The sequence below is a fragment of the Mycobacterium sp. genome (assembly GCF_052143115.1).
GTDB lineage: Bacteria > Actinomycetota > Actinomycetes > Mycobacteriales > Mycobacteriaceae > Mycobacterium.
This window is the reverse complement of record NZ_JBKQTQ010000104.1, coordinates 1-19,260: the sequence shown is the minus strand read 5'-3', so window position 1 is coordinate 19,260 and position 19,260 is coordinate 1. Positions and strand designations below refer to the sequence as shown.

Below are 19,260 nucleotides of genomic sequence, written 5' to 3'. Positions count from 1 at the left end.
CGGGGCCCAGGTAATAACGCCACATCAGATCCGCTGCCTCGCTGTCGAAAGCGGGGCTGGTGCAGAACTCGGCCTTCGACGCGGTTTCCCGATCGTCCAGCACCGGCTGGTGCAGAAGCTGGAATACGACCGCCGGCAGTGAGCCGTCGGCGGTACCGTGAGCCAGGCAGGCCGCCAGGGTCGCACCGGCGCTGCTGCCCCCCACCGCCAAGCGCGCGGGGTCGACGCCCAATTCAGTCGCATTGGCCGTCACCCATCGCAGCACGGCACTCGCGTCGTCGAGGGCGGCCGGATATTGATGCTCCGGGGCCAGCCGGTAGTCGACCGACACCACGGTGCAGCGACCGCGTCGGGCGAGCTCCACGCACTGCCGATGATCGGTGTCCAGGTTTCCCAGTGCGAAGCCGCCGGCGTGGCAGTAGACGATCGCCGGTGCCGGATCCGCTTCGGCGCCAGAGTAGATACGCACCGCTGCGCTGCCGGATTCGGCCACCACGGTGTCCTCGACGATCCGCACGCTTTGCGCGTCAGTGTGTTCGGCGGCCTCGCGGCGGCGCTGGTTGAACGGTTCGCGCATAAGTTGAATCGAGTTCAGCGAAAAGTCGGTCCGCGCCGTCGCAATTGCGCGCAAGGCGGGATCCAACCGCCCAAGGCCATCCACTTCCGTCATCGACTGCCTCGCGCGGAACGGATTTCGGTGCCGAGTCGCAGATGTGGTTGTAAACCCTGCTCGTCGACGCAGCGCTCGAAGTACTTCAGGATCTCCGGCTGCGGCGACCACAGCCGCGACCAGTGCGGGTTCAAATCGAAGGAGTACGAGTACAGATGCGACTTGACGTCACAAGCCAGCCCGGGATAGGTGTTGATCCGCCACGTTCCACCGACTCCGTCTTCCCGATCGAAGATGGTGAAGTCCCGAAAGCCGGCCCGCGCCAGCAGTATTCCCAAGGCGATGCCGCCGGGGCCGGCGCCGATGATGCCGACCGACAGCGTCGCCTTCATTGGATTTTCAGGCATTGGCCACCATCGATGACGAGTTCCGAACCGGTGATGAAGGAAGCCTGGTCGGAGACCAGGAAGGCGACCGCGTCGGCTACCTCGGACGGCTGGCCGATCCGCCCGCTAACCGACGTTGCCGCCAGCCGCGCCTGGGTCTCGTCGTCGAGCATCGGCGTCGCGATAGGTCCGGGAAACACCGCGTTGACTCGAATTCCCGCTGGCGCAAGTTCAGCCGCCGCGGCCTGGGTCAGGCCGCGCAGCGCCCACTTGGACGAGCCGTACGCAATGTGGTTCGGGAACGGCCGGATCGCGCCGGTGCTGCAGGTGTTGACGATGGCTGCACCGGTCGCGGCGCGCAACCGATCGACTGTCGCCTTGATGCCCAGGAATGCGCCCAGACAGTTGACCCGCCAAGCCTTTTCGAATCCCTCGAGCGACTCGTCGCCGATCGAGGCGCGGTGCAGCACGCCGGCGTTGTTGACCAGGGCGGTCAACGATCCGAACTTGTCGACGGTGACCGCGACGGCCTGCTGCCATCCCGACGGCGACATCACGTCCAGCGGAATCGCGATCACCGCGTCATCGCCGAGGCCGTCGACCGCGCTGGCGAGTTCGGTGGCGCTGACGTCGCAGGCTGCGACGAAGAACCCGTCTGCGTGCAGCCGTTGGGTAATGGCCCAGCCCTGGCCGCGGGCGGCTCCGGTTACCAGGGCGACGCGCTGGTCGGTCGTCACGATGTCGTGACCTCCGGGCGGTCACCGAGCCCGGCGCTGGTGATGAACCGGCATCGCCGGCGACGGAATCGCCAGCGTCGGCCGTCGCGGCTCAGCTCGTCGTCGAACAGGGCGGGCCGCAGCCGCAGCGTGCCGGCTTCGACGAGCAGCACCTGGGAGCGCGCTGTCGCGATGTCGCCGAATATGTCGATGCTCGACACTCCGGTCAGGTGCAGGCCGCGCGGCGCGGACTCGAACATGGCGCGGATCTGGTCGCGTCCGCTGAATTCCCGGCCGAACACTACGAACTCGCCATCGTCGGTGAAGAGGTCTAGGCATCGGTCGATGTCGTCGGTGTCGAGAGCCAACGCGTAGCAGGCCAACAGGTCGCGGATCGCACGGTCGTCATCGGCTCGATTGTCGGTCACTGGTAGCTACCCGCGGGTGAGCTGCCGGTGGGTGCATCGTGCGCGGTCGCTTCCTTCAGGCCTGCCGCGGCACCGCGCCGCAACGCCTGCGATTCCGATGCCAGGGTGATCATCTGAAAACCCAGCTGTGCCATGGCGTGACCGACTTTGCCATCCCCGGCATGGATGCCGGACACCAATCCGGCGGCGGACGCGGCGCGCTCGATGTCGGCGATCGCGTCGCGCACGGCTGAGTGAGACGCTGCCTTGGTGACTTCGACGCCCATCGAGATCGCCAGATCGGCGGGTCCGACGTAGATTCCGGAAAGCCCAGGCACAGCGCATATTTCATTGACATCGGTAAGCGCCGCGGCGGTTTCGATCATGGCGAACACGCTGACGCGGGACTCCAGCGCGACGATGTCGTAGCCAAGGCTGGCCCGCAGCGGGCCGAAGCTTCGGACACCGGCGGGCGGGTATCGGGTCGCGGCCACGGCCGCGGCTGCCTGCTCGGCCGATTCGATCATCGCGACGATGATGGCGTCGGCGCCCGCGTCGAGCACCCGCCCGATCGGCGCCGGGTCGACAGAGGGCAGCCGCACCGCCGTGCCGATCGGCACGTGTTCGAGGCGGCGCAGGATGTTGGCAATGTCGGCGTCGTCGAGGTAGCCGTGTTGGGCGTCAAAGCCGACATAGTCGTATCCGGCCCGGGCGAATTCCTCTGGCCCGATCGACGTCGGCCCGGTGATCCAGCCGCCCCAGACGGATTTTCCGCGGGCCAGCGCCTGCTGCAGGTGGCTTGCAGTCATGCCGCACCCGATTCGGTGATCGCGATTTTCACTCGTCCGGGCTCCGGCCGGCAGGCCAGTTCGAATGCGGCCTGAACGTCGTCGATGCCGAAGGTGTGGGTCAGATACGTTGCCAGCAGCCCGGGATGCTCAGCGGCGAATTTGCTGGCGAGGTCGAGCATCCGTCGACGATCAAGTGTCACACCGGATTTCAGCGTCAGGTTGTTGCGCAGCATCGTCCGCAGGCTGATCGGATAGCTGTCGTCGTCGGTGACCCCGAAGTAGAAGACGGTGCCACCGGGACCGGCGGCTTCGATCGCGTGGTTGAGGGTCGCCACCTGATGACCGACGGCTTCGATCACGATGTCCGGCCGGTCCTCGCGAGCCAGCTGACTGACCCACCGGTCGCTGGTGGCCCGCGCAAAAGTGTCGACGCCGAACTTTGCGGCGATGCCCGTGCGGTCGACCGGATCGATACCGGTGACGTGCCGCGCGCCTGCCGCTTTGGCCGCCCGCGAGAACAGCAGGCCGATAGAGCCCTGCCCGATGATGCCGACATGCCGGCCGTCGAGCGCGGGCAGCTGCTCGACGGCGTAGAGCACACAGGCCAACGGTTGCAGGCCGATGGCCTGCGCGGGGGTGAGCGCCGGATCGTACGGCGCCAGCTGGTCGCCGTCGGTCACCACACGCTCCATCAACCCGTCGAACGCGGACGCCCAACCCACCACCCGATCACCAGGCCGGTGCTCGGGATGGCGGCTGGCGATGACTTCCCCGACGACTTCATGGATCGGGTAACCGTCTTTCTCGGCGGCGCTGTGGCCGTCGTCGCCCGGAAGTCGGCCGCGCACACCACGAAAGGCCGGAATGTCGCTGCCGCAGACCCCGGCGGCCAAGAACCGCAGCAGCACCTGGCGGTCGCCGAGGCACTCGGGTGTCTTCTCAGGGATCGATGTCCGCTCGAACAGATACGGGGCGACGATCCGGTAGGACCACATTTCAGACCTCCACCGGCAGCCTGCTCCAGCCCCATTGGAAGCTGGACGGCGGACGGAATGCGGACTCCTCGATGATCCGGTAGTCCGGCACCCGCCGCAACCATTCTTCAACCATGATGGCGATCTCGAGACGAGCGACGTGGTAACCCAAACAGAAGTGCTGGCCCCGGCCGAACGCCAGCGAGCGTTGGATGGGCCGGTTCCAGATGAATTCGTCCGGTTGCGGGTACTCGCGCTCGTCGCGGTTGGCCGAAGCCAGCAGGGTGATGATCCGCTGGCCCGGCTCGATCGTGGTGTCGTGGATGGTGAACGGCTTGCGCGCGGTCCGGGCGAACCACTGGGCGGGCGCGCAGTAGCGGATCATCTCCTCGCGGGCGACGGGCACGTTGGCTTTGGCGTCCGCCCGCACCGCAGCGAGTTGGTCGGGATGACGCAGCAGCTCCCACAACCCGTGGGCCACGATCTTGGGGACGGTTTCGGTGCCGCCGATGAACACGCACAGCATCTGGGTGGCAACTTCGGCATCGTCGAGCGCGCGGTCGTCGGGCAGCCGGTAGTTCATCAGACCGTCCACCACCGGCAACGGGTTGTCCGAAGAGTTGGCACGCCGCTTTTTCACCGACGGGATCAGGTAGTCCAGGTAGTTGGGCCGCGCCTGCGCGGTGTCGACGCCGCTGCCGGGTTCCGCGAGGCTGCCCGCATTGACCGAGGCAAGCACCTGCGACGCCAAATCCACTGGTATTCCAAGGAATTCACATACCACGGAGGCGGCGACGATTCCGCCGTACTCCTGGGTCAGGTCGAACGTCCCGCGGGGTAACAGCTCGTCGAGACGCTCGTTGGCAAGTTCGCGGATCCGGGTCTCCAATTGCGCGGCCGCTTTTGGCCGGAACGGCTTGCTGTGCGCCTGCCGGACGCCGTCGTAGATCGGCGCATCGAAGACCGCGTGAAAAGGCAGCGGATGCCACGGCGGGTCGGCGACCGGCCCGTCGTTGTGGTGGGCCAGGGTCGAGGCCGGCGGCAGGGTGCCCTCCGAGGCGACGAACGTTCCGTCGTTGACCGCCAGCACGTCCCAGATATCGGCGAACCGCGACAGCGCAAAGGCATCCCACTTGTCCAGGTAGTAGACCGGGTGGTGCTCGCGTAGCACCCGGTAGTAAGGCAGCGGGTCCGCCATCACCGCCGGATCGAACGGGTCGTACGAAAAATCCTGCAGTGCGGCGGTTTTCATTGCAGCGGCGAAGGTGGTAGGGCCTGCAGGATCGAGTCTTCCCAGCCGTCGCGAAGCGCCGGAGCGACGCTCATCCAGGTGACGATCTCGGCGGGCGGGTTGTCCTTCCACGACGGATAGTGCTCGGCGAAACAGTCCCAACCACCGTCGAGCGCCCAGTAGTGGATGACCTCGTTGTAGCGGAAGGTGGTGGTGAACGAACCCAGCCACCGCTTGCCGGTGCGCTCCGACCACGGGACGTACAGCCGCTCCAACTCGCGGATGTAGTCGTCTTGACGGCCGGGTTTGGTCTGCATGATTTCTTGAATCACCACGGACGCGCTGAAATTGGCGTCACGCAACTGGGCGAGCGTCTTGTTGCTCGGCCCCGGGTACACGATTCGCCCCTCCCCCGAGGCGCCGGTGTCGGCGAGGAATGCCGACCATTTCCCGGCAGCCGCCTCGTGGCTGCCGCCGCGTGCCTGCGCCGCCCCGATGCGCGCATAGTCGGCGAACGCGTCGATCTCCCAGATGATGGTGACCTGCGGCCAATGTCCGTTGAACGGGGTGGCTTCCCACACGCAGAACAACCGGGCGCCCAGTTCTTCCATCATCGGCTGGTAGGTGTCGACGAATACCTCGGTGAAGCGGTCGCTTGTTCCAGAGCCCAGCGCGATCGTCTCGTGCAGGTAGAGCAGCGTGTGGCTGTGGTACCTCCGCATCAGCCGACCGGGATCAGTTCGGAATCGACCGGTAGACAGGCCTTCATGTCACTGCGCATTGTCTCGGTGGGGCCGACCGTAGCCGAAACGCCGGCCGCGGTCAGGGCATGACGTTTGAATGCGCGCGCAGCGGCGCTGAGCACATGCTGCACCGTCGTTGTCCGGTGCCCGATGGCCAGTGGCCAACCGTCATGCCAGAGGGTGACTTCCGTCATCCAGCGATCGAGCGCGTTGAGCACCTCGTGGCGAATTCGGATATCCGACGCGAACATGTCCGCGCTGACCGCCAGGCCGCGGGCCGCGCACTCCGTGCTCGCGGGCGGCATCTGTGACGCGAGGTCAAATGCGTGCATTCCCAGGATCTGCAACGGGCGGGTATCGGATGGCTGCGGCAGCAGCACCGTGACCTCCCAGCCGGCCCGCACCCGGTCGTACAGCCACCCGCCGACGGAGCACACCACGTCGGCGGGGCTGGAGGCGACGACGTCGAGGCGATACTTGACCGCGCCACCGTCGCGGTGCGGTGCGGTCGGCCGCAGTTTCTCGAAGTCCACCTCGAAGGTCTTCATCGCATCCCTTAAGCAGATCGAACGTCCCACCGATTCCCGGACTCATCCGTCCCGGCCGACCCAGCGTGACACTTTTACGTCAATCTGTAAAGCTTCGATCGGGTCACGAGGTGCGCCGTGCCGCCAGTTCGGCGAGAACTTCGTCGGTGTGCGCACCAAGATCCGGCGCGGTGGAACGCGGTGCCCACGGCGTGCCGTGGAAATCCGCCGGTGTCGCGACCATGGGAACAACGGCGTGCCCATCCGGCACGTCGACCATGCCGCCGGCGGCGTGGAACTGCTCGTCGGCGACGACATCCTCGATCGTGTTGACCGGCGACCAGAAGAAATCCGGTTCACCCGCGAAGATCTCCGCCCATTCGTCAAGAGGCTTGGTGGCAAAGATCTGGTCCAGCTCGGCAATCAGTTCGACGCCGTTGACGGCGCGTAACCGCGCGGACGAAAAGCGCGGATCGGTCAACCAGTCGGCGCGGCCGACGGCTCGGCACAACGGCGGCCAGTGCCGCTCGGCTTCCAGCCCCACGATCCAGAACCGCCGGCCATCCCCTGCGGTGTAGTTGTTCATGCACGGGTTGCCCATCGTCTCCCGTTGTCCGACGGCGATGGGCTGACCCGCCATCAGGTAGGTGTTCAGATCGAAGCTCACCGTGTAGGCACCCTGCCGATACAGCGAGGTCGTCACCAGCTGCCCGGAGCCGGTCCGGTCCCGGGCCACCAACGCCGCGCAGATCGCCGCCGCCAGCGTCATGCCGGCGCTGTGATCGCCCATACCGCCGCGTTGGAAGGGCGGCGTGTCACCGGGCCGGGTGAGCAGATGGGCCACCCCGGCGCGCGACCAGAACGCCGCGATGTCGTAGGCCGCCCGGTCGGCGTCGGGCCCGGTTTCGCCGTAGCCGGTGATCAGTCCGTAGACAAGCCGCGGGTTGTCCGGCGCCACCGACGCGAAGTCAAGCCCAAGCCGCTGCAACGCGCCGGGGCGGATGTTGGTCACGAACACGTCGGCGCCGCTGATCAATTCGACAGCGGTGGCACGGCCACTGTCGGTGGTGAGGTCGAGGACGACGCTGCGCTTCGAGCGGTTGTCCATCTCGAACGGCGGGCTGATGTCGATATCGAGGCCCAACATCCGGCCGAACAACCGCCCGGGATCGCCGGTCGGCGGCTCGATTTTGACCACGTCCGCACCCCAATCGGCGAGGATGCCACCTGCCGCGGGGCCAGCCACCCAGACGCCGAGCTCAACGACTTTGATGCCTTCCATCGGTCCGGCCATGCCCGGCATCCTCTCACCGATGCCGTGCCGGGCGATGCCAGTTGATGCCCGCTATACGCTGACCACCAGGATGAGCACGACGGACCGGGAGGCTTTGTGAGTCTGGTCGCCGGGCGCGGGCCGCTCAGCAACGAGCCCGCCGGCTGGTTTTCGCCCCGTGACGATCTGAAATTGCCCCGTGATGTCGTCTATGTCGAACCGCATCCCCGACGCGTTCAGGCTTTCCGCGGCGGGCGCATGGTGATCGACACCGAGCGGGCGCTGTTGGTGCACCGGCGAAATCGCCCGCTTAGCTACGCATTTCGCGCCGACGAGGTGCATGGTCTGCCCGGTGAGCCGGTTCCGGAGGCGCCTGGATTCGTCCACGTGCCGTGGGACGCGGTGGACAGCTGGGTTGAAGAGGGGCGGACGCTCGTGCACTACCCGCCCAACCCGTACCACCGCGTCGACTGCCGCCCCACCACGCGTCGTCTGCGCGTCACGATCGCCGGGACCACGCTGGTGGACACCGACGACACCGTGATCGTGTTCGAGACGGCGCTGGAACCTCGCCTGTACGTCGATCCGTCGCACGTGCACACCGACCTGCTGCGGCAAACGGACACCTCGACATACTGCAATTACAAAGGGGTCGCGACCTATTGGTCAGCCGTGATCGGCGAGGCGAAAGTTGAGGACGTGGCGTGGAGCTACCAAGACCCGCCACCGGAAAGCCTGCCCATCAGGGGATTTCTCAGCTTCGACGCCACCCGCGCTGAAGTTCTTGCCGAACTGCCTGACTCGGTGGCGCCTCAAGACCTCGGCGGCGAATAGTTCGGGCGGCCGAGCCCCAGCGCGTGCTGGGCGATCATGTTGCGGAACACCTCCAGGGTGCCGCCGTAGATACCGGTCGGTGAGGCCAGCCGGAAAATGTATTCGGCGCCACCGTCGTCGGCGGCTCCGTTGGTGTCGACCGGCAACGCCGACGCGGCACCCAGCACGTCCATCAGCTCCGGCGCGACATCACGCATGGTCTGTGCATTCGCCACCCTCCCGAACATTCCCGGGGTGCTCAGCGCCGCCTCGGTGCGAGCGATACTGCGGCCCAGCCGATACGCGACCGACTTGTCGTCGAGCAGCCGTCGGCCGTCGACGCCCGGTTGGGCGACCAACGCGGCGATCCTGTCGATCGCCTCGGCCATCAGGGTCAGGTGTTCGCTCATCACTGCGATTCTCTGCAGGCCGTCGTCACCGCCGTCAACGGTGCCGTGCTCGACGTCAAGCGCCCCCCGCAGCACCGCCCACCCGCCGTTGACGTCACCGATCCGGTATTTGTCGTCGACCCGCACGTCGCTGTAGTAGACGGCGTTGGTCCGGTCGCCGTCGATGGTGCGGATGGGCTGGATCTCGACGCCCGGCGAGTCCAGCGGCACCAGGAACATGGTCAGGTTCTTGTGCTTCGGCGCGTCCGGATCGGTGTTGGTGAGCAGGAAAACGTATTTGGCGTTGTGGGCATTGGAGGTAAACATCTTGGAGCCGTTGATAACCCAGCATCCGCCGTCGCGAACCGCGCGGGTCTTGCACGTCGCCACATCGGAGCCGCCCTCCGGCTCGGTGTAACCCAGGCACAGCCGGATATGGCCGGACAGCACCCCGGGCAGCACCTCATCGGCGAGCTCGGCGGATCCGAACTGCTGCACCTTCCGAGCCACCATGGCGGTGGTGCCCCAGTGGAACCACGGGGTGTGCGCGCGGCCGATCTCCAAATCCCAGATCCGCCGGCGCAGCGAGCTGAAGCCGCCCTCGGATGCGTCCTTCCAGTCGGCGGCCAAATAGCCTTCGGCGCCGAACGCCAGGTGCACACCCGCGTCGAAATTCTCCCCGGTTTCCCGATCGCGTCGGCGCACCTCGTCGGTGACGTGGACGCCGAGGAAGGCCCGCAACCGATCACGGAATTCCTGGTCATCCGTGGAGAGCTCAACGACGGAAAAGTCCATGACTGCTACAGCCGCGCCTCGGTTTTGATGGCGGTGTCGGTGGTGCGCAGCGGGCGAATCATCGCCTCCTGCGCGAACGACGCGATCAGCTCACCCTCCTCGGTGTGCACGGCGCCGCGGACATAGGACATGCCCGCGCCGACCTGGGTGCTCTCATGCGTGTACAGCAGCCAGCCCGACCATGACACCGGCTCGTGGAAGCTCACCGTCACCGTCAGCGGCGCGGTGGACACGGTCAAATGCGACTGGCTGGTGCCGATGCCTTCGTGGGCGCGCATCGTGGTCGAGATGCCCAGATGCCCGGTGAAATACGCGATCAGCGCCTTGGCCAAATCGTCGCGGGTCGGGATCGGGTCGTAGTGCAGCCAAGCGTATAGCTCCGGCGGGCCGACTTCGTCGGGGCTGTTGATGTCGACCACGTCGACCAGCCGGAGCTCCCGCCCGACCATCGGCATCGGCGAGAAGTTCGCATCCGCGGGCGCCACCACGTCGGGACGGGGCAGCTGGTGGCGGATGACATCGGCCGACGGCACATCGGCGAAGGCGGTGAAGGTGATGCAGCGTCGGCCGTTCTGTTGCACGCCGACGACCGCGGTGGCGGTGGAGCGGCCCTCGTGGACGACGTCGATGTCGAATTCAACGGGCTGCCCGACCATGACAGCGCGCGAGAACACCGCGTGCACCGACCGAACCGACTTGTCCGCAAACCGTTTTGCCACCGCGACGATCGCTTGGGCCAGCACCTGCGTGCCTTCCACCACCTGCCGTTCGTCCTCGCCGGCGATCCCGGTGTCCCCGCTGAAGTGGTCAGGCGCTTTCGCGCGCACATCGAACAAGTCGAGCAGGCCGGTAACCGACCAATGCGTCTGCTCAGATTCCGTGGTCACTCAGCGAGCGTGACATTTCCACCGAATCTTGTAAAGGCTTATCCGCCGCACACTCGATCTCAGCCGGCGTCGATCACCAGGGTCTGGAATCGCTCGATGGTGTCGATGACGTGCGCCAGGCTGTCGCCCGGCAACCCCACCTGCAGCCAGGTGACGCCGAGCGCGGCCAGCTTCTCCATGCCGGTCAGGTAGGCGTCCGCGTTGAAGTCGTCGTCTGCCGGGCTGCCGCCGTCGAAATTGGTGAAGACCACGTCGAACTTCGACCAGTCCCGGCCGGCTTCGTCAACACGACGACGCAGGTCGGCGATGCCGTCGGCGAGGACTTCGACCGAGTCGATGCTCGCGGTGCGAGCAGTCTGAGCCAGGGCGGGAGGCGCGGGGAACGGACACCACCCGTCGCCCTTGTGCGCGACGCGCCGCCGCGCGGCTGCGGTGTTTCCACCGACCCAGATCGGCGGATGCGGCTCGCTCACCGGTCGGGGGTGGGCGGTGATCCCGGTGGCGGTGAAGTGCTTGCCCTCGTACGAGACGTCATCGGTGGTCCAGATGGCCCGGATCACGTCCAGGGCTTCATCGAACAGCTCGGCCCGTTGCTCGTAGTCAACGCCCAGGGCGGCGAACTCCCGCTTGAGATAACCGACTCCGACCGCGAGGGTGAATCGACCACCGGACAGCAAATCCAGCGACGCACCAGACTTGGCCACTACGAACGGATTTCGATACGGCAACACCACAATGTTCGGAATCAGCCGCAATGTGGTGGTCCGAGCCGCGGCAAAGCCCAGCGTCACAAACGGGTCCAGTGAATCGTGTCCGCCGGCCTCGAGCCAGCGCTGCGTCGGAGCGGGGTGGTCGGTCAACCCGAAGCCACCGAAGCCGGCTGCTTCCGCTGCCGCCGCTACTGCGGCGATGCCGTCGCCGCTGACCAGTTCCGGGTTGTACGGGTGGCTATGCATGGGGTGGGTGATGGTGAAATGCATCTGCCGCTTTCCTTAGCTGAGCGCCGAGAAGTATCCCTGCAAAATTACTGCGTGACACTTATACGATAATCTGTAAAGTTAGCCGGGCGGCCGCCCGGTCGGATCGAGCGCCACAGGGAGGTGACGCAGTTGGGCATTGTGACCACGAGTTCGGAAACCGCCTTCGCTCGATCGCCCGAGACCATCTACGACTTCGTCACGAACCCGGCGAATTGGACCAAGACCCGCGATCGCGATGCGGCCAAAGTTGTGGATGTTCAATTCCGTTGGGCCGCTTGGCCATGACCGCGACGGCAACGGCGGTATGGAGGGCCGTATCACGGTCCAATACCGGTTCACCAGGCCGGGCGAGGAGATCACGCTGTTCACCCGGACGATGACGATTGAGGCCTACAAACACGCGCCGCTGCCCGACGCGTTGTTCCAGCAAGTCAACCCCGCCAAGATCGACGCCTACCACGCGGCGATCGCACGAGAATTGGATGCGGTCGATGACGGCGACCGTTGAGGGGCTGACGCCACTGGCCACCGGCTTCTGCTTCGGTGAAGGCCCGCGCTGGTTCGAGGGGCTGCTGTGGTTCTCCGACATGCTCGGCGAGGCCGTGCACACCGTCGACCCGGGTGGCTCGCTGACCACGTTGCCACTGCCCGGGCATTCGCCCTCGGGGCTGGGATTCCGGCCGGACGGCTCACTGCTGATCGTGGCGACCGAGAACCGGCAGCTACTGCGCTACGACGGTGAAAGCGTCATCACGATCGCCGATCTGAGCGATGTCGCACCGGCCGACCTCGGCGACATGGCCGTCGACCACCTCGGACGCGCCTACATCGGGTCGCAGGCCTTCCAGGGCGGCGTCATCGTGCGCGTCGATCCGGACAACAGCGTGCGGGTGGTCGCGCAAGATCTGGACTTCCCGAACGGTATGGCGATCACGGCCGACCACAAGACCCTGATCGTCGCGGAGTCGGTCGGCCGGCGACTGAGCGCGTTCAGCATCGGCGGCGACGGCGGGCTGTCGGACCGACGGGTCTTCGCCGACGGTCTCGACGGGCCACCCGACGGCATCAGTCTCGACGCCGATGGCGGCGTGTGGACGGCGATGACGCTGGCGCACCAGTTCGAGCGCATCGTAGAGGGCGGCCCCAATGGACAAGTCACTCATCGCATCGACATCGGCGACCGCGCCGCGATCGCCTGCGTGCTCGGCGGCTCCGCGCGGCGCACGTTGTTCATGTTGTCGAGCACCGACGCCTATCCCAAGCGGTTGATCGGTACCCGGCTGTCTCGGCTCGACACGGTGATCGTGGATACTCCTGGCGCCGGCCTGCCCTGAAAGGTGAACGATGACCGATTCCTATTACGAGGTGATCGATGACGCCGACCCGTCGGGCGAAAAATTCTGTGCCACAGACCTGGTAAGAAGCACTTGGTCGGCGGCACTGCAGCATGCCGCACCGGTGTCGGCGCTGTTGGTCCGGGCGCTCGAGCGCTGCACGGCCCGCGACGACACCCGGCTGAGCCGGGTCGTCATCGACTTGCTGGGTCCGGTTCCGGCTGAAGGTGATTTGTGGGTTCGCTCGCAAGTCGAGCGCCCCGGCAAGCAGATCGAGCTGATCAGCGCCGAGATGCTGGCGCTGGGTCCCGACGGTCAGCTCCGGCCGACAGCCCGGGCCAGCGGATGGCGGCTGCAGCAGCTCGACACCGCGGAGTTGATCCACGCGGCCGAACCGCTGCCGCGTCCAGTTAGCGAAGCCCGCAGCCGCAATCTCGAAAAGGATTGGGACCGTAACTATGTGCACAGCCTGGACTGGCGCTGGCTGACCAAACCCCTGAACGATGGTCCGGGAGAATCCTGGATCAAGCCGACGGTGAACCTGGTCAACGGCGAGGCGATGACGCCGTTGGAGCGGCTGTTCGCGGTGGCCGACTGCGCCAATGGCATCGGCTCCAAACTCGACATCCGCAAGTGGACGTTCCTGAACAACGACCTCGTCGTCCATGTGCACCGGATTCCCGACGGCGACTGGATTGGCATCCGTGCGGAAACCAATTACGGGCCAGACGGTATCGCTACGACGGTGGGCACCCTGTTCGACGAGACCGGAGCTGTGGGCAGCATCCAGCAGTCGGTGCTGGTGCGCCGACGCCCGCGCTCTTAGACCAGCGCCGAGATCGACACTAGCGCAGTTTTTTTCGTGATTTTTCGCACTAGCGTCGATCTCGACGCTAGTTGGGTCTAGGCTCCTTCGCCAATGTCGATGCGGAGATCGGTGGGATGACGTCGACGACGCGCAGGTGCGTCCGGGGCGAGGCGAGCACCGTCGCGATCAGACATCCGACGTCGCCGGGTTTTATCCCACCGCCGGTCGATCGGATGATCGAGGCCCGCACGCCGGTTCCGACGAATTCGGCGTCCAGGCCGGCCACCCACGCTTCGAGCATCCGATCTGCCGTCGCCGGCGACGGCCCGACCAGACTGGGGCTGATCAGCAACACGTCACCACATCGGTTGTCGATCATCTGCGGGATGACTTGTGCCGCAAGGTGTTGCGCGCCAATCCAGGAACCGTTGATCAGGCCCGCGGCGCTGACCAGCACGTCGACCGACCCGATCAGGTAGTCGGCGGACTCGACGAACCGATCGATGGAGGGCGGATCGGCCAGGTCCAGGTAGGCGGCGAAGGCCGCCGCGCCATCGGCGCGGAGTCGGGCCGCGAACCGCTCACAGATAGCGGTCCGGCGGGTTCCCATCAACACCAGATCCCCGCCGGCGGCTAACCGCGCCGCAGTCGCAAGCGCGACGGACGACGAGGCTTCGGTGATGACAATCGCCCTGGAGGGCCTGGATTGACTCACGACGGAAGCCGATCGGCGGCGATGCGCCGGGCCCCGGCTAAGATTTGGTGGTCAGCTACCTGGCGTGGGGGCGAGGCCCTGGCAAGGGATCTAGACAATGACACCAAAACAGCGTGACACTTCGGCCAAATTTTGTAAAGTTTCGGGTATGGAGCAGACGGCGACCATCGAAGGCGACACCTCGACGCAGCAGCGGATCCTCGCAGCTACGGCTGAGGTCCTCAGCCGCAACGGCAAACGCAAGCTCAGCCTATCCGACGTCGCCGCCCAGGCCGGGGTGTCCAGGCCGACGCTGTATCGCTGGTTCGCCTCGAAGGAAGAGCTGCTCTCGGCGTTCTCCCGTTACGAGCGGCAGAGCTTCGAAAGCGGCCTGAGCCGGGCGACAGCCGGCCTCAAAGGAGTCGACAAGCTCGACGCCGCGTTGCGGTTCATCGTCGAGTACCAGCATTCCTACTCGGGTGTGCGCATGGTCGACATCGAGCCCGAGCACGTCATCAGCCAGTTCTCACACGTCATCCCACAGATGCGGGAGGGTCTGCAGCGGCTGCTTCCCGGGCCCAACGCCACGGTGAAGGCGGCCACCGCGATCCGCGTGGCGATTTCGCACTACATGATCCGAGGCGACGACGCCGATCAGTTCTTGGCCCAACTGCGCCATGCGGTGGGAATCAAGGCGGGACCCGACTAGTCGAACAGCACCGCGGCATTGAGGTAGCCGGTCGGGTCGAAGGCCGCCTTGAGCGTTCGCATCGCCGCGATATCGGCGGCCTCGCGGGACATGCCGACGTACTTGCGTTTGCGGCTGCCGACCCCGTGTTCGGAGCTGACGTTGCCGCCGCATGCTGCGATCAGGTCCATCATCGCCGCGTACAGATCGCGTTCCTGCTTTTCGCCGCAGCGCAGCACGTTGAGATGCAGGTTGCCCTCCCCGATGTGCCCGAACAGCACGCCAATGGCGTCGGGCGCGTGGCGGCGCAGTAACGCGTCCGCGTCGCGGGCGAACGCCGCGACTGCCGACAGCGGCAGCGAGACGTCGAACTTCAGCGGCGGCCCGTAGACGCCAAGCACCTCGGCCAACGATTCCCGCACCCGCCAAAGCCGTTGTTGCGCAGCCACATCAACGCCAACCGCCGGCTCGCCACAGGTGCCCACCCCCTCGAGAGCGTCGGCGAGCCGCTCAGTCTGGTCGTGATCGGATGCCAGTTCCACCAACAGCAACCAGTAACCGCGCACCGGCGCGGCCAGCCCCAGATGCTCCTCAGTCAGCGCGCTGGCCCGGCCGTCGATCAATTCCAGGGCGGCGATGCCGTCCAGGTCGCGAAACAGGCGGGCGGCGTCGACCAGCGCGTCGAGGTCATCGAAGCCGCACACCGCCGTCACTCGATGCGGCGGATCCGCGTGTAGCCGCAGATCGAGCGCGGTGATCACGCCCAGTGTCCCCTCGGCACCGACGAACAGCGCCGGCAGGTCATAGCCGGTGTTGTCGGCCCGCACCCGGGAATGCCGGCGTACCACCGACCCCTCGGGCAAAGCGACGTCCAGACCAATCACCTGCTCGCCCATGTTGCCGTACCGCACGGTGCGCAACCCGCCGGCGTTGGTCGAGGCCATCCCCCCGACGGTGGCGGTGTCGCGCGCCGCCAGGTCAACTCCGAACACCAAACCGGCCGCGGCCGCCGCGCGCTGCACCGCGGCCAATGTGGCCCCTGCCCCGGCTTCGACGCGGCGTTCGATCGTGTCGACATCGCTTATGGCGCAAAGCCGCTCAGTCGACAACAACAGATCGTCGTGCTCGGGAACGGTGCCGGCCACCAACGACGTGCGACCGCCCTGGACGGTCACGTGAGTCCCGGCGTCTCGGCACACCCGCAGTACCTCGGCGACTTCGTCCGCCGAGCCCGGACGAACCAGGGCGCTCGCCCGCCCTCGGTAACGACCGGTGTGGTCGACGCTGCGGCCGGCCAGCACATCAGGGTCGGTGCTGACATGACTCGGTCCCACCACCGATGACACGGTTTGCAGCACACTCGAGGCCATGGCGACGGTGTATCACACGCCCGGCGACGATGCAGAGCCCGCAGGGCGATGAGGAGGAGCCGGGCCATCAGATCCCGCCCGGGCGGCGCCGCGAGTGATGCAGGATAGATAGCCGTGAGCATGCAACGTGAGGACGTCTGGTTCAACTCGGGCAGCGACCGGATCAGTGCTTGGTTGTATCGGCCGACGGGCAACGGCGACGCGCCGCTGCTGGTGATGGCGCACGGGCTGGGCGCGGTGCGCACGATGCGGCTGGACGCCTACGCCGAGCGCTTCAGCGCCGCCGGCTACGCCTGCCTGGTGTTCGACTATCGCAACTTCGGCGACAGCGAGGGCGAGCCGCGTCAACTGCTCGATATCAGCATGCAATTGCAGGACTGGACCGTTGCCGTGGCGTATGCCAAGACGCTGGCGGGAATCGATCACAACCGAATCGGTCTGTGGGGCACGTCCTTTGGCGGTGGCCATGTAATCGCCACGGCAGCGCGGCTGCCCGGGATCGCGGCGGTCGTCTCGCAATGCCCGTTCACCGACAGCATCGCCTCGCTGGGCGCGATGAGCCCGTTGATCAGCGCGCGCATTACGGCGTTGGCGGTACGCGACCTCGTCGGAGCCCGGCTCGGCAGGCCGCCGGTGATGGTCCCTACCGCCGGCAGGCCGGGCGAGGTGGCGTTGATGCACGCCCCCGACGCTTACTCCGGTTATATACGGTTGGTGCCTGAGGGCACGACGTTGCGAAACGAGGTCGCCGCCCGGATCGGTGTGAAGTTCCTGCCCTACCGTCCGGGTCGGCTCGCATCGAAGATCACCTGCCCAATCCTGTTCTGCGTCTGTGAAACCGACTCGGTCGCACCGTCGGGCCCGACCCGCCGCTACGCGGCGACGGCGCCGCGCGGTGAGGTCAAGCTCTACCCGGAAGGCCATTTCGAGATCTATGTCGACGACGCGTTCGAGCGCGTGATCGCCGACCAGATCGAGTTCCTGGACAAGAACTTGAAGCGCTAGCGGCGACGATGCGCATCGGCGTGAGGGGGAGCCGCGGAATCGAACTCAGCGGATGACGCTGATGCCGCCGTCCACCGGGATCACCGCGCCGGTGATGTAGGTGCTGGCGCGGCTGGCAAGGAAGACGGCGATGCCCCCGATGTCGTCGGGTTGACCGATGCGGCCCAGCGGCAAGTGGGCGCCAATCGCGTCCGGGCCCGCTCGCAGCAGCTCCTTGGTCATCCGCGATGGGAACAGTCCGGGCGCGATCGCGTTGACCAGAATCCGGGGGGCCAGCTCGCCGGCGAGGTGTTGGGTCAGCATGTGCACGGCGGCCTTGCTCGCGCTGTAGGAGAAGTTGTCCCTGCCGCGTCCCGGCGGGACGATTGCGTCGATGCTGCCGGTGTTGATTACCCGCGCGGGGTCGTCGTCGGTTGCGGCCGCCGTCAGCATCGGCACCAGGGCACGGGTCAGCAGGAAGACGCCTTTGACGTTGACGTCGAAAACTTTGTCGAAGCCGGATTCGGGAAACTCGCCGAACGGCGCCCCCCACGCCGCACCGGCGTTGTTGAACAACGCGTGGACGGCGTCCTCCCGGTCGGCGAGGTCGGCGGCCAGTGCCTGAACTCCGTCGATGGTGCCGAGATCGGCGGGGATCGCCTGCACCGGTCCGTGGACTGACAACTCGGCGACGGCGGCGTCGAGCTCCGCTTTTTTGCGGCTGGACAGATACACCGTCGCTCCGGCCTGCAGCAGTCCGCGCGCCATCATCACGCCGATGCCGCGGCCGCCGCCGGTGACCACGGCGACCTTTCCGTCAAGCCGAAACATGTCAGTCATGGCCATCAGTCTGGATGCTGGCTGAGCAACGGCGTTCGGCGGGACCTCTACCGACTGTTCAACGCGATCCCGGTCATCGCGAATTACGACCGGCTGTATCGATTTCGGTTCTGACCCCGAGCGGTGACTCGGTCCGGACCGCCTCGTCGCGGATCAGACCGCGCAGCAGTGCGGTGCTGAACTCGGCGGCGATCTCCTTGGCGCTGCGGCGTCCGCTCGGCCGTAGCCATCGGTACGCGCCGAGCGTCATCCCGATGTAGCCGAGCGCCAGGACGTGGGAGTCGCATTCATAGAACTCGCCGCTGGCGATGCCCCGGTCGATCAGTCCGTGCACGTGCTCGTAGACCTGGGTTTCCTTCTCGCGGACCGAGGCGACCTGCTCTTCGGTGAACCATTCGGTGATGTAGGGCTGCTCCTGGAAGTACACCGCCGCGCCTTCCGGGTTGGCGGCGATCTGGTTCAGCAGGCGCACGGTGTATTGGTAAAGCGCCTCACGTGCCGACATCGACGGGTCGTCGTGCACGGCGGCCAGCGTGCGTTCGGCGGCCTGCTGATAGATGTCGTAGAGGATCAGCGACTTGCTGGCGTAGTAGTGGTAGACAGTGGCCTTGTTCAGCCCGACCACGTCGGCGACGTCGTCCATCCGGGTGCCGTGGTAGCCGCGCGCGGCGAACAACTTGGTGGCAACAGTCAGCAGCTCCTCGCGGCGCGTGAGCCCGTTCTCGGATGGCATGTGTACTCGCTATCGGCAGGCCGGGGTACCCGGTGTCAATCAACTAGTTGGATAGTCTAGGCAGAACGGTTGTTCGCTGTTGTGCGTCGCCCCCGTCGGACTAGACTGCTGCACGAGGCAGGTCGCGATTCGCTGCAAATCGAGAGGGTGGTCTGATGAATCCAGATCCCGATCCCAGCTACGACTTTTCCGACGAAGCCGAGTTCTACTTCAGGTACCTGACGTGGGGCCTGCGGGGTGTCGTCGACGGTAACGGCTACCCGCCACAGGCGTACCCGCCCGTTTAG

22 protein-coding genes and 2 pseudogenes are annotated in these 19,260 nt (G+C 66.3%); 7 read left to right on the top strand and 17 right to left on the bottom strand.

Annotation, left to right across the window (positions count from 1 at the left end; translation table 11 throughout):
- The 10 genes and pseudogenes from ACLQI9_RS10905 to ACLQI9_RS10860 form a co-directional block, all read right to left on the bottom strand.
- The coding region (locus ACLQI9_RS10905) for an alpha/beta hydrolase (RefSeq protein ID WP_442391668.1) at positions 1 to 670 on the bottom strand (670 nt) is incomplete at its 3' end.
- Positions 671 to 681: 11 nt separating this feature from the next.
- Positions 682 to 1,017: pseudogene (locus ACLQI9_RS10900) on the bottom strand (NAD(P)-binding protein); the annotation flags it as partial.
- Entirely contained in the window at positions 999 to 1,733 is a 735-nt protein-coding gene (locus tag ACLQI9_RS10895) for an SDR family NAD(P)-dependent oxidoreductase (protein WP_442380294.1), read from the bottom strand. The gene ACLQI9_RS10895 and the pseudogene ACLQI9_RS10900, both read right to left, overlap by 19 nt.
- The gene (locus ACLQI9_RS10890) at positions 1,730 to 2,140 is read right to left on the bottom strand and encodes an SgcJ/EcaC family oxidoreductase (RefSeq protein ID WP_442380296.1); all 411 of its coding nucleotides are present in this window, start codon (positions 2,138 to 2,140) and stop codon (positions 1,730 to 1,732) included. The genes ACLQI9_RS10895 and ACLQI9_RS10890 overlap by 4 nt, the downstream gene beginning before the upstream one ends.
- Positions 2,137 to 2,928, bottom strand: coding sequence for an HpcH/HpaI aldolase family protein (locus ACLQI9_RS10885; RefSeq protein WP_442380298.1), 792 nt, complete (start codon positions 2,926 to 2,928; stop codon positions 2,137 to 2,139). The genes ACLQI9_RS10890 and ACLQI9_RS10885 overlap by 4 nt, the downstream gene beginning before the upstream one ends.
- A complete protein-coding gene (locus ACLQI9_RS10880) occupies positions 2,925 to 3,905 on the bottom strand; it encodes a zinc-binding dehydrogenase (RefSeq protein WP_442380300.1) in 981 nt (326 codons plus the stop codon). The genes ACLQI9_RS10885 and ACLQI9_RS10880 overlap by 4 nt, the downstream gene beginning before the upstream one ends.
- 1 nt (position 3,906) lies before the next feature.
- Complete coding sequence (locus tag ACLQI9_RS10875; protein WP_442391667.1) at positions 3,907 to 5,136, bottom strand: cytochrome P450; 1,230 nt, start codon at positions 5,134 to 5,136, stop codon at positions 3,907 to 3,909.
- Complete coding sequence (locus tag ACLQI9_RS10870) at positions 5,133 to 5,837, bottom strand: NIPSNAP family protein (RefSeq protein ID WP_442380303.1); 705 nt, start codon at positions 5,835 to 5,837, stop codon at positions 5,133 to 5,135. The genes ACLQI9_RS10875 and ACLQI9_RS10870 overlap by 4 nt, the downstream gene beginning before the upstream one ends.
- Positions 5,837 to 6,406 carry a hypothetical protein gene (locus ACLQI9_RS10865; RefSeq protein ID WP_442380305.1) on the bottom strand — a complete coding sequence of 190 codons (570 nt, stop codon included), beginning with the start codon at positions 6,404 to 6,406 and terminating at the stop codon, positions 5,837 to 5,839. Before ACLQI9_RS10865 ends, ACLQI9_RS10870 begins: the two co-directional genes overlap by 1 nt.
- Before the next feature lie 103 nt (positions 6,407 to 6,509).
- Entirely contained in the window at positions 6,510 to 7,679 is a 1,170-nt protein-coding gene (locus ACLQI9_RS10860) for a CaiB/BaiF CoA transferase family protein (RefSeq protein ID WP_442380307.1), read from the bottom strand.
- Positions 7,680 to 7,775: 96 nt separating this feature from the next.
- Here ACLQI9_RS10860 and ACLQI9_RS10855 point away from each other — a divergent pair, with 96 nt between their 5' ends.
- Positions 7,776 to 8,492, top strand: coding sequence for a DUF427 domain-containing protein (locus ACLQI9_RS10855; RefSeq protein WP_442380309.1), 717 nt, complete (start codon positions 7,776 to 7,778; stop codon positions 8,490 to 8,492).
- Here ACLQI9_RS10855 and ACLQI9_RS10850 read toward each other — a convergent pair.
- The 3 genes from ACLQI9_RS10850 to ACLQI9_RS10840 are packed head-to-tail and all read right to left on the bottom strand — an operon-like array spanning position 8,471 to position 11,522.
- The gene (locus tag ACLQI9_RS10850; protein ID WP_442380311.1) at positions 8,471 to 9,655 is read right to left on the bottom strand and encodes an acyl-CoA dehydrogenase family protein; all 1,185 of its coding nucleotides are present in this window, start codon (positions 9,653 to 9,655) and stop codon (positions 8,471 to 8,473) included. The two genes, ACLQI9_RS10855 and ACLQI9_RS10850, sit on opposite strands and share 22 nt — an antisense overlap.
- A gap of 5 nt (positions 9,656 to 9,660) precedes the next feature.
- Complete coding sequence (locus tag ACLQI9_RS10845; protein ID WP_442380313.1) at positions 9,661 to 10,542, bottom strand: acyl-CoA thioesterase; 882 nt, start codon at positions 10,540 to 10,542, stop codon at positions 9,661 to 9,663.
- Between the two features lie 59 nt (positions 10,543 to 10,601).
- Positions 10,602 to 11,522 (bottom strand): LLM class F420-dependent oxidoreductase, encoded by a 921-nt coding sequence (locus ACLQI9_RS10840; RefSeq protein WP_442380315.1) that lies wholly within the window; start codon positions 11,520 to 11,522, stop codon positions 10,602 to 10,604.
- 129 nt (positions 11,523 to 11,651) lie between these two features.
- On the opposite strand from ACLQI9_RS10840, the pseudogene ACLQI9_RS10835 reads away from it, so the two are divergent.
- The 3 genes and pseudogenes from ACLQI9_RS10835 to ACLQI9_RS10825 all read left to right on the top strand — a co-directional run bounded on the left by ACLQI9_RS10835 (position 11,652) and on the right by ACLQI9_RS10825 (position 13,682).
- Positions 11,652 to 12,030, top strand: a pseudogene (locus ACLQI9_RS10835) (SRPBCC family protein).
- Positions 12,014 to 12,856 carry an SMP-30/gluconolactonase/LRE family protein gene (locus tag ACLQI9_RS10830; RefSeq protein WP_442380317.1) on the top strand — a complete coding sequence of 281 codons (843 nt, stop codon included), beginning with the start codon at positions 12,014 to 12,016 and terminating at the stop codon, positions 12,854 to 12,856. The pseudogene ACLQI9_RS10835 and the gene ACLQI9_RS10830 overlap by 17 nt, the downstream one beginning before the upstream one ends.
- Before the next feature lie 10 nt (positions 12,857 to 12,866).
- Complete coding sequence (locus ACLQI9_RS10825) at positions 12,867 to 13,682, top strand: thioesterase family protein (RefSeq protein ID WP_442380319.1); 816 nt, start codon at positions 12,867 to 12,869, stop codon at positions 13,680 to 13,682.
- Between the two features lie 67 nt (positions 13,683 to 13,749).
- On the opposite strand, the gene ACLQI9_RS10820 is transcribed toward ACLQI9_RS10825, so the two are convergent.
- Positions 13,750 to 14,379 (bottom strand): SDR family NAD(P)-dependent oxidoreductase, encoded by a 630-nt coding sequence (locus ACLQI9_RS10820; protein WP_442380321.1) that lies wholly within the window; start codon positions 14,377 to 14,379, stop codon positions 13,750 to 13,752.
- A 148-nt stretch (positions 14,380 to 14,527) separates the two neighbouring features.
- On the opposite strand from ACLQI9_RS10820, the gene ACLQI9_RS10815 reads away from it, so the two are divergent.
- Positions 14,528 to 15,067, top strand: coding sequence for a TetR/AcrR family transcriptional regulator (locus tag ACLQI9_RS10815; RefSeq protein WP_442380323.1), 540 nt, complete (start codon positions 14,528 to 14,530; stop codon positions 15,065 to 15,067).
- Here ACLQI9_RS10815 and ACLQI9_RS10810 read toward each other — a convergent pair.
- Positions 15,064 to 16,416, bottom strand: a complete 1,353-nt coding sequence (locus tag ACLQI9_RS10810; protein WP_442380324.1) for an FAD-binding oxidoreductase — start codon at positions 16,414 to 16,416, stop codon at positions 15,064 to 15,066. The genes ACLQI9_RS10815 and ACLQI9_RS10810 overlap by 4 nt on opposite strands.
- Positions 16,417 to 16,536: 120 nt before the next feature.
- On the opposite strand from ACLQI9_RS10810, the gene ACLQI9_RS10805 reads away from it, so the two are divergent.
- Positions 16,537 to 17,421 carry an alpha/beta hydrolase gene (locus ACLQI9_RS10805; RefSeq protein WP_442380334.1) on the top strand — a complete coding sequence of 295 codons (885 nt, stop codon included), beginning with the start codon at positions 16,537 to 16,539 and terminating at the stop codon, positions 17,419 to 17,421.
- A 45-nt stretch (positions 17,422 to 17,466) separates the two neighbouring features.
- Here ACLQI9_RS10805 and ACLQI9_RS10800 read toward each other — a convergent pair whose 3' ends face one another.
- Positions 17,467 to 18,240 carry an SDR family oxidoreductase gene (locus ACLQI9_RS10800; protein ID WP_442380326.1) on the bottom strand — a complete coding sequence of 258 codons (774 nt, stop codon included), beginning with the start codon at positions 18,238 to 18,240 and terminating at the stop codon, positions 17,467 to 17,469.
- Positions 18,241 to 18,313: 73 nt separating this feature from the next.
- Positions 18,314 to 18,973, bottom strand: coding sequence for a TetR/AcrR family transcriptional regulator (locus ACLQI9_RS10795; RefSeq protein WP_442380327.1), 660 nt, complete (start codon positions 18,971 to 18,973; stop codon positions 18,314 to 18,316).
- Between the two features lie 155 nt (positions 18,974 to 19,128).
- Here ACLQI9_RS10795 and ACLQI9_RS10790 point away from each other — a divergent pair, with 155 nt between their 5' ends.
- Positions 19,129 to 19,260 carry a hypothetical protein gene (locus tag ACLQI9_RS10790; protein ID WP_324438573.1) on the top strand — a complete coding sequence of 44 codons (132 nt, stop codon included), beginning with the start codon at positions 19,129 to 19,131 and terminating at the stop codon, positions 19,258 to 19,260.

Coding starts and splice junctions, on each gene's coding strand:
- ACLQI9_RS10805 (WP_442380334.1), top strand. CDS start 16,537: ATGCAACGTGAGGACGTCTGGTTCAACTCGGGCAGCGACCGGATCAGT.
- ACLQI9_RS10800 (WP_442380326.1), bottom strand. CDS start 18,240: ATGACTGACATGTTTCGGCTTGACGGAAAGGTCGCCGTGGTCACCGGC.
- ACLQI9_RS10880 (WP_442380300.1), bottom strand. CDS start 3,905: ATGTGGTCCTACCGGATCGTCGCCCCGTATCTGTTCGAGCGGACATCG.
- ACLQI9_RS10815 (WP_442380323.1), top strand. CDS start 14,528: ATGGAGCAGACGGCGACCATCGAAGGCGACACCTCGACGCAGCAGCGG.
- ACLQI9_RS10795 (WP_442380327.1), bottom strand. CDS start 18,973: ATGCCATCCGAGAACGGGCTCACGCGCCGCGAGGAGCTGCTGACTGTT.
- ACLQI9_RS10840 (WP_442380315.1), bottom strand. CDS start 11,522: ATGCATTTCACCATCACCCACCCCATGCATAGCCACCCGTACAACCCG.
- ACLQI9_RS10830 (WP_442380317.1), top strand. CDS start 12,014: ATGACGGCGACCGTTGAGGGGCTGACGCCACTGGCCACCGGCTTCTGC.
- ACLQI9_RS10810 (WP_442380324.1), bottom strand. CDS start 16,416: ATGGCCTCGAGTGTGCTGCAAACCGTGTCATCGGTGGTGGGACCGAGT.
- ACLQI9_RS10790 (WP_324438573.1), top strand. CDS start 19,129: ATGAATCCAGATCCCGATCCCAGCTACGACTTTTCCGACGAAGCCGAG.
- ACLQI9_RS10885 (WP_442380298.1), bottom strand. CDS start 2,928: ATGACTGCAAGCCACCTGCAGCAGGCGCTGGCCCGCGGAAAATCCGTC.
- ACLQI9_RS10875 (WP_442391667.1), bottom strand. CDS start 5,136: ATGAAAACCGCCGCACTGCAGGATTTTTCGTACGACCCGTTCGATCCG.
- ACLQI9_RS10825 (WP_442380319.1), top strand. CDS start 12,867: ATGACCGATTCCTATTACGAGGTGATCGATGACGCCGACCCGTCGGGC.
- ACLQI9_RS10870 (WP_442380303.1), bottom strand. CDS start 5,837: ATGCGGAGGTACCACAGCCACACGCTGCTCTACCTGCACGAGACGATC.
- ACLQI9_RS10860 (WP_442380307.1), bottom strand. CDS start 7,679: ATGGCCGGACCGATGGAAGGCATCAAAGTCGTTGAGCTCGGCGTCTGG.
- ACLQI9_RS10850 (WP_442380311.1), bottom strand. CDS start 9,655: ATGGACTTTTCCGTCGTTGAGCTCTCCACGGATGACCAGGAATTCCGT.
- ACLQI9_RS10865 (WP_442380305.1), bottom strand. CDS start 6,406: ATGAAGACCTTCGAGGTGGACTTCGAGAAACTGCGGCCGACCGCACCG.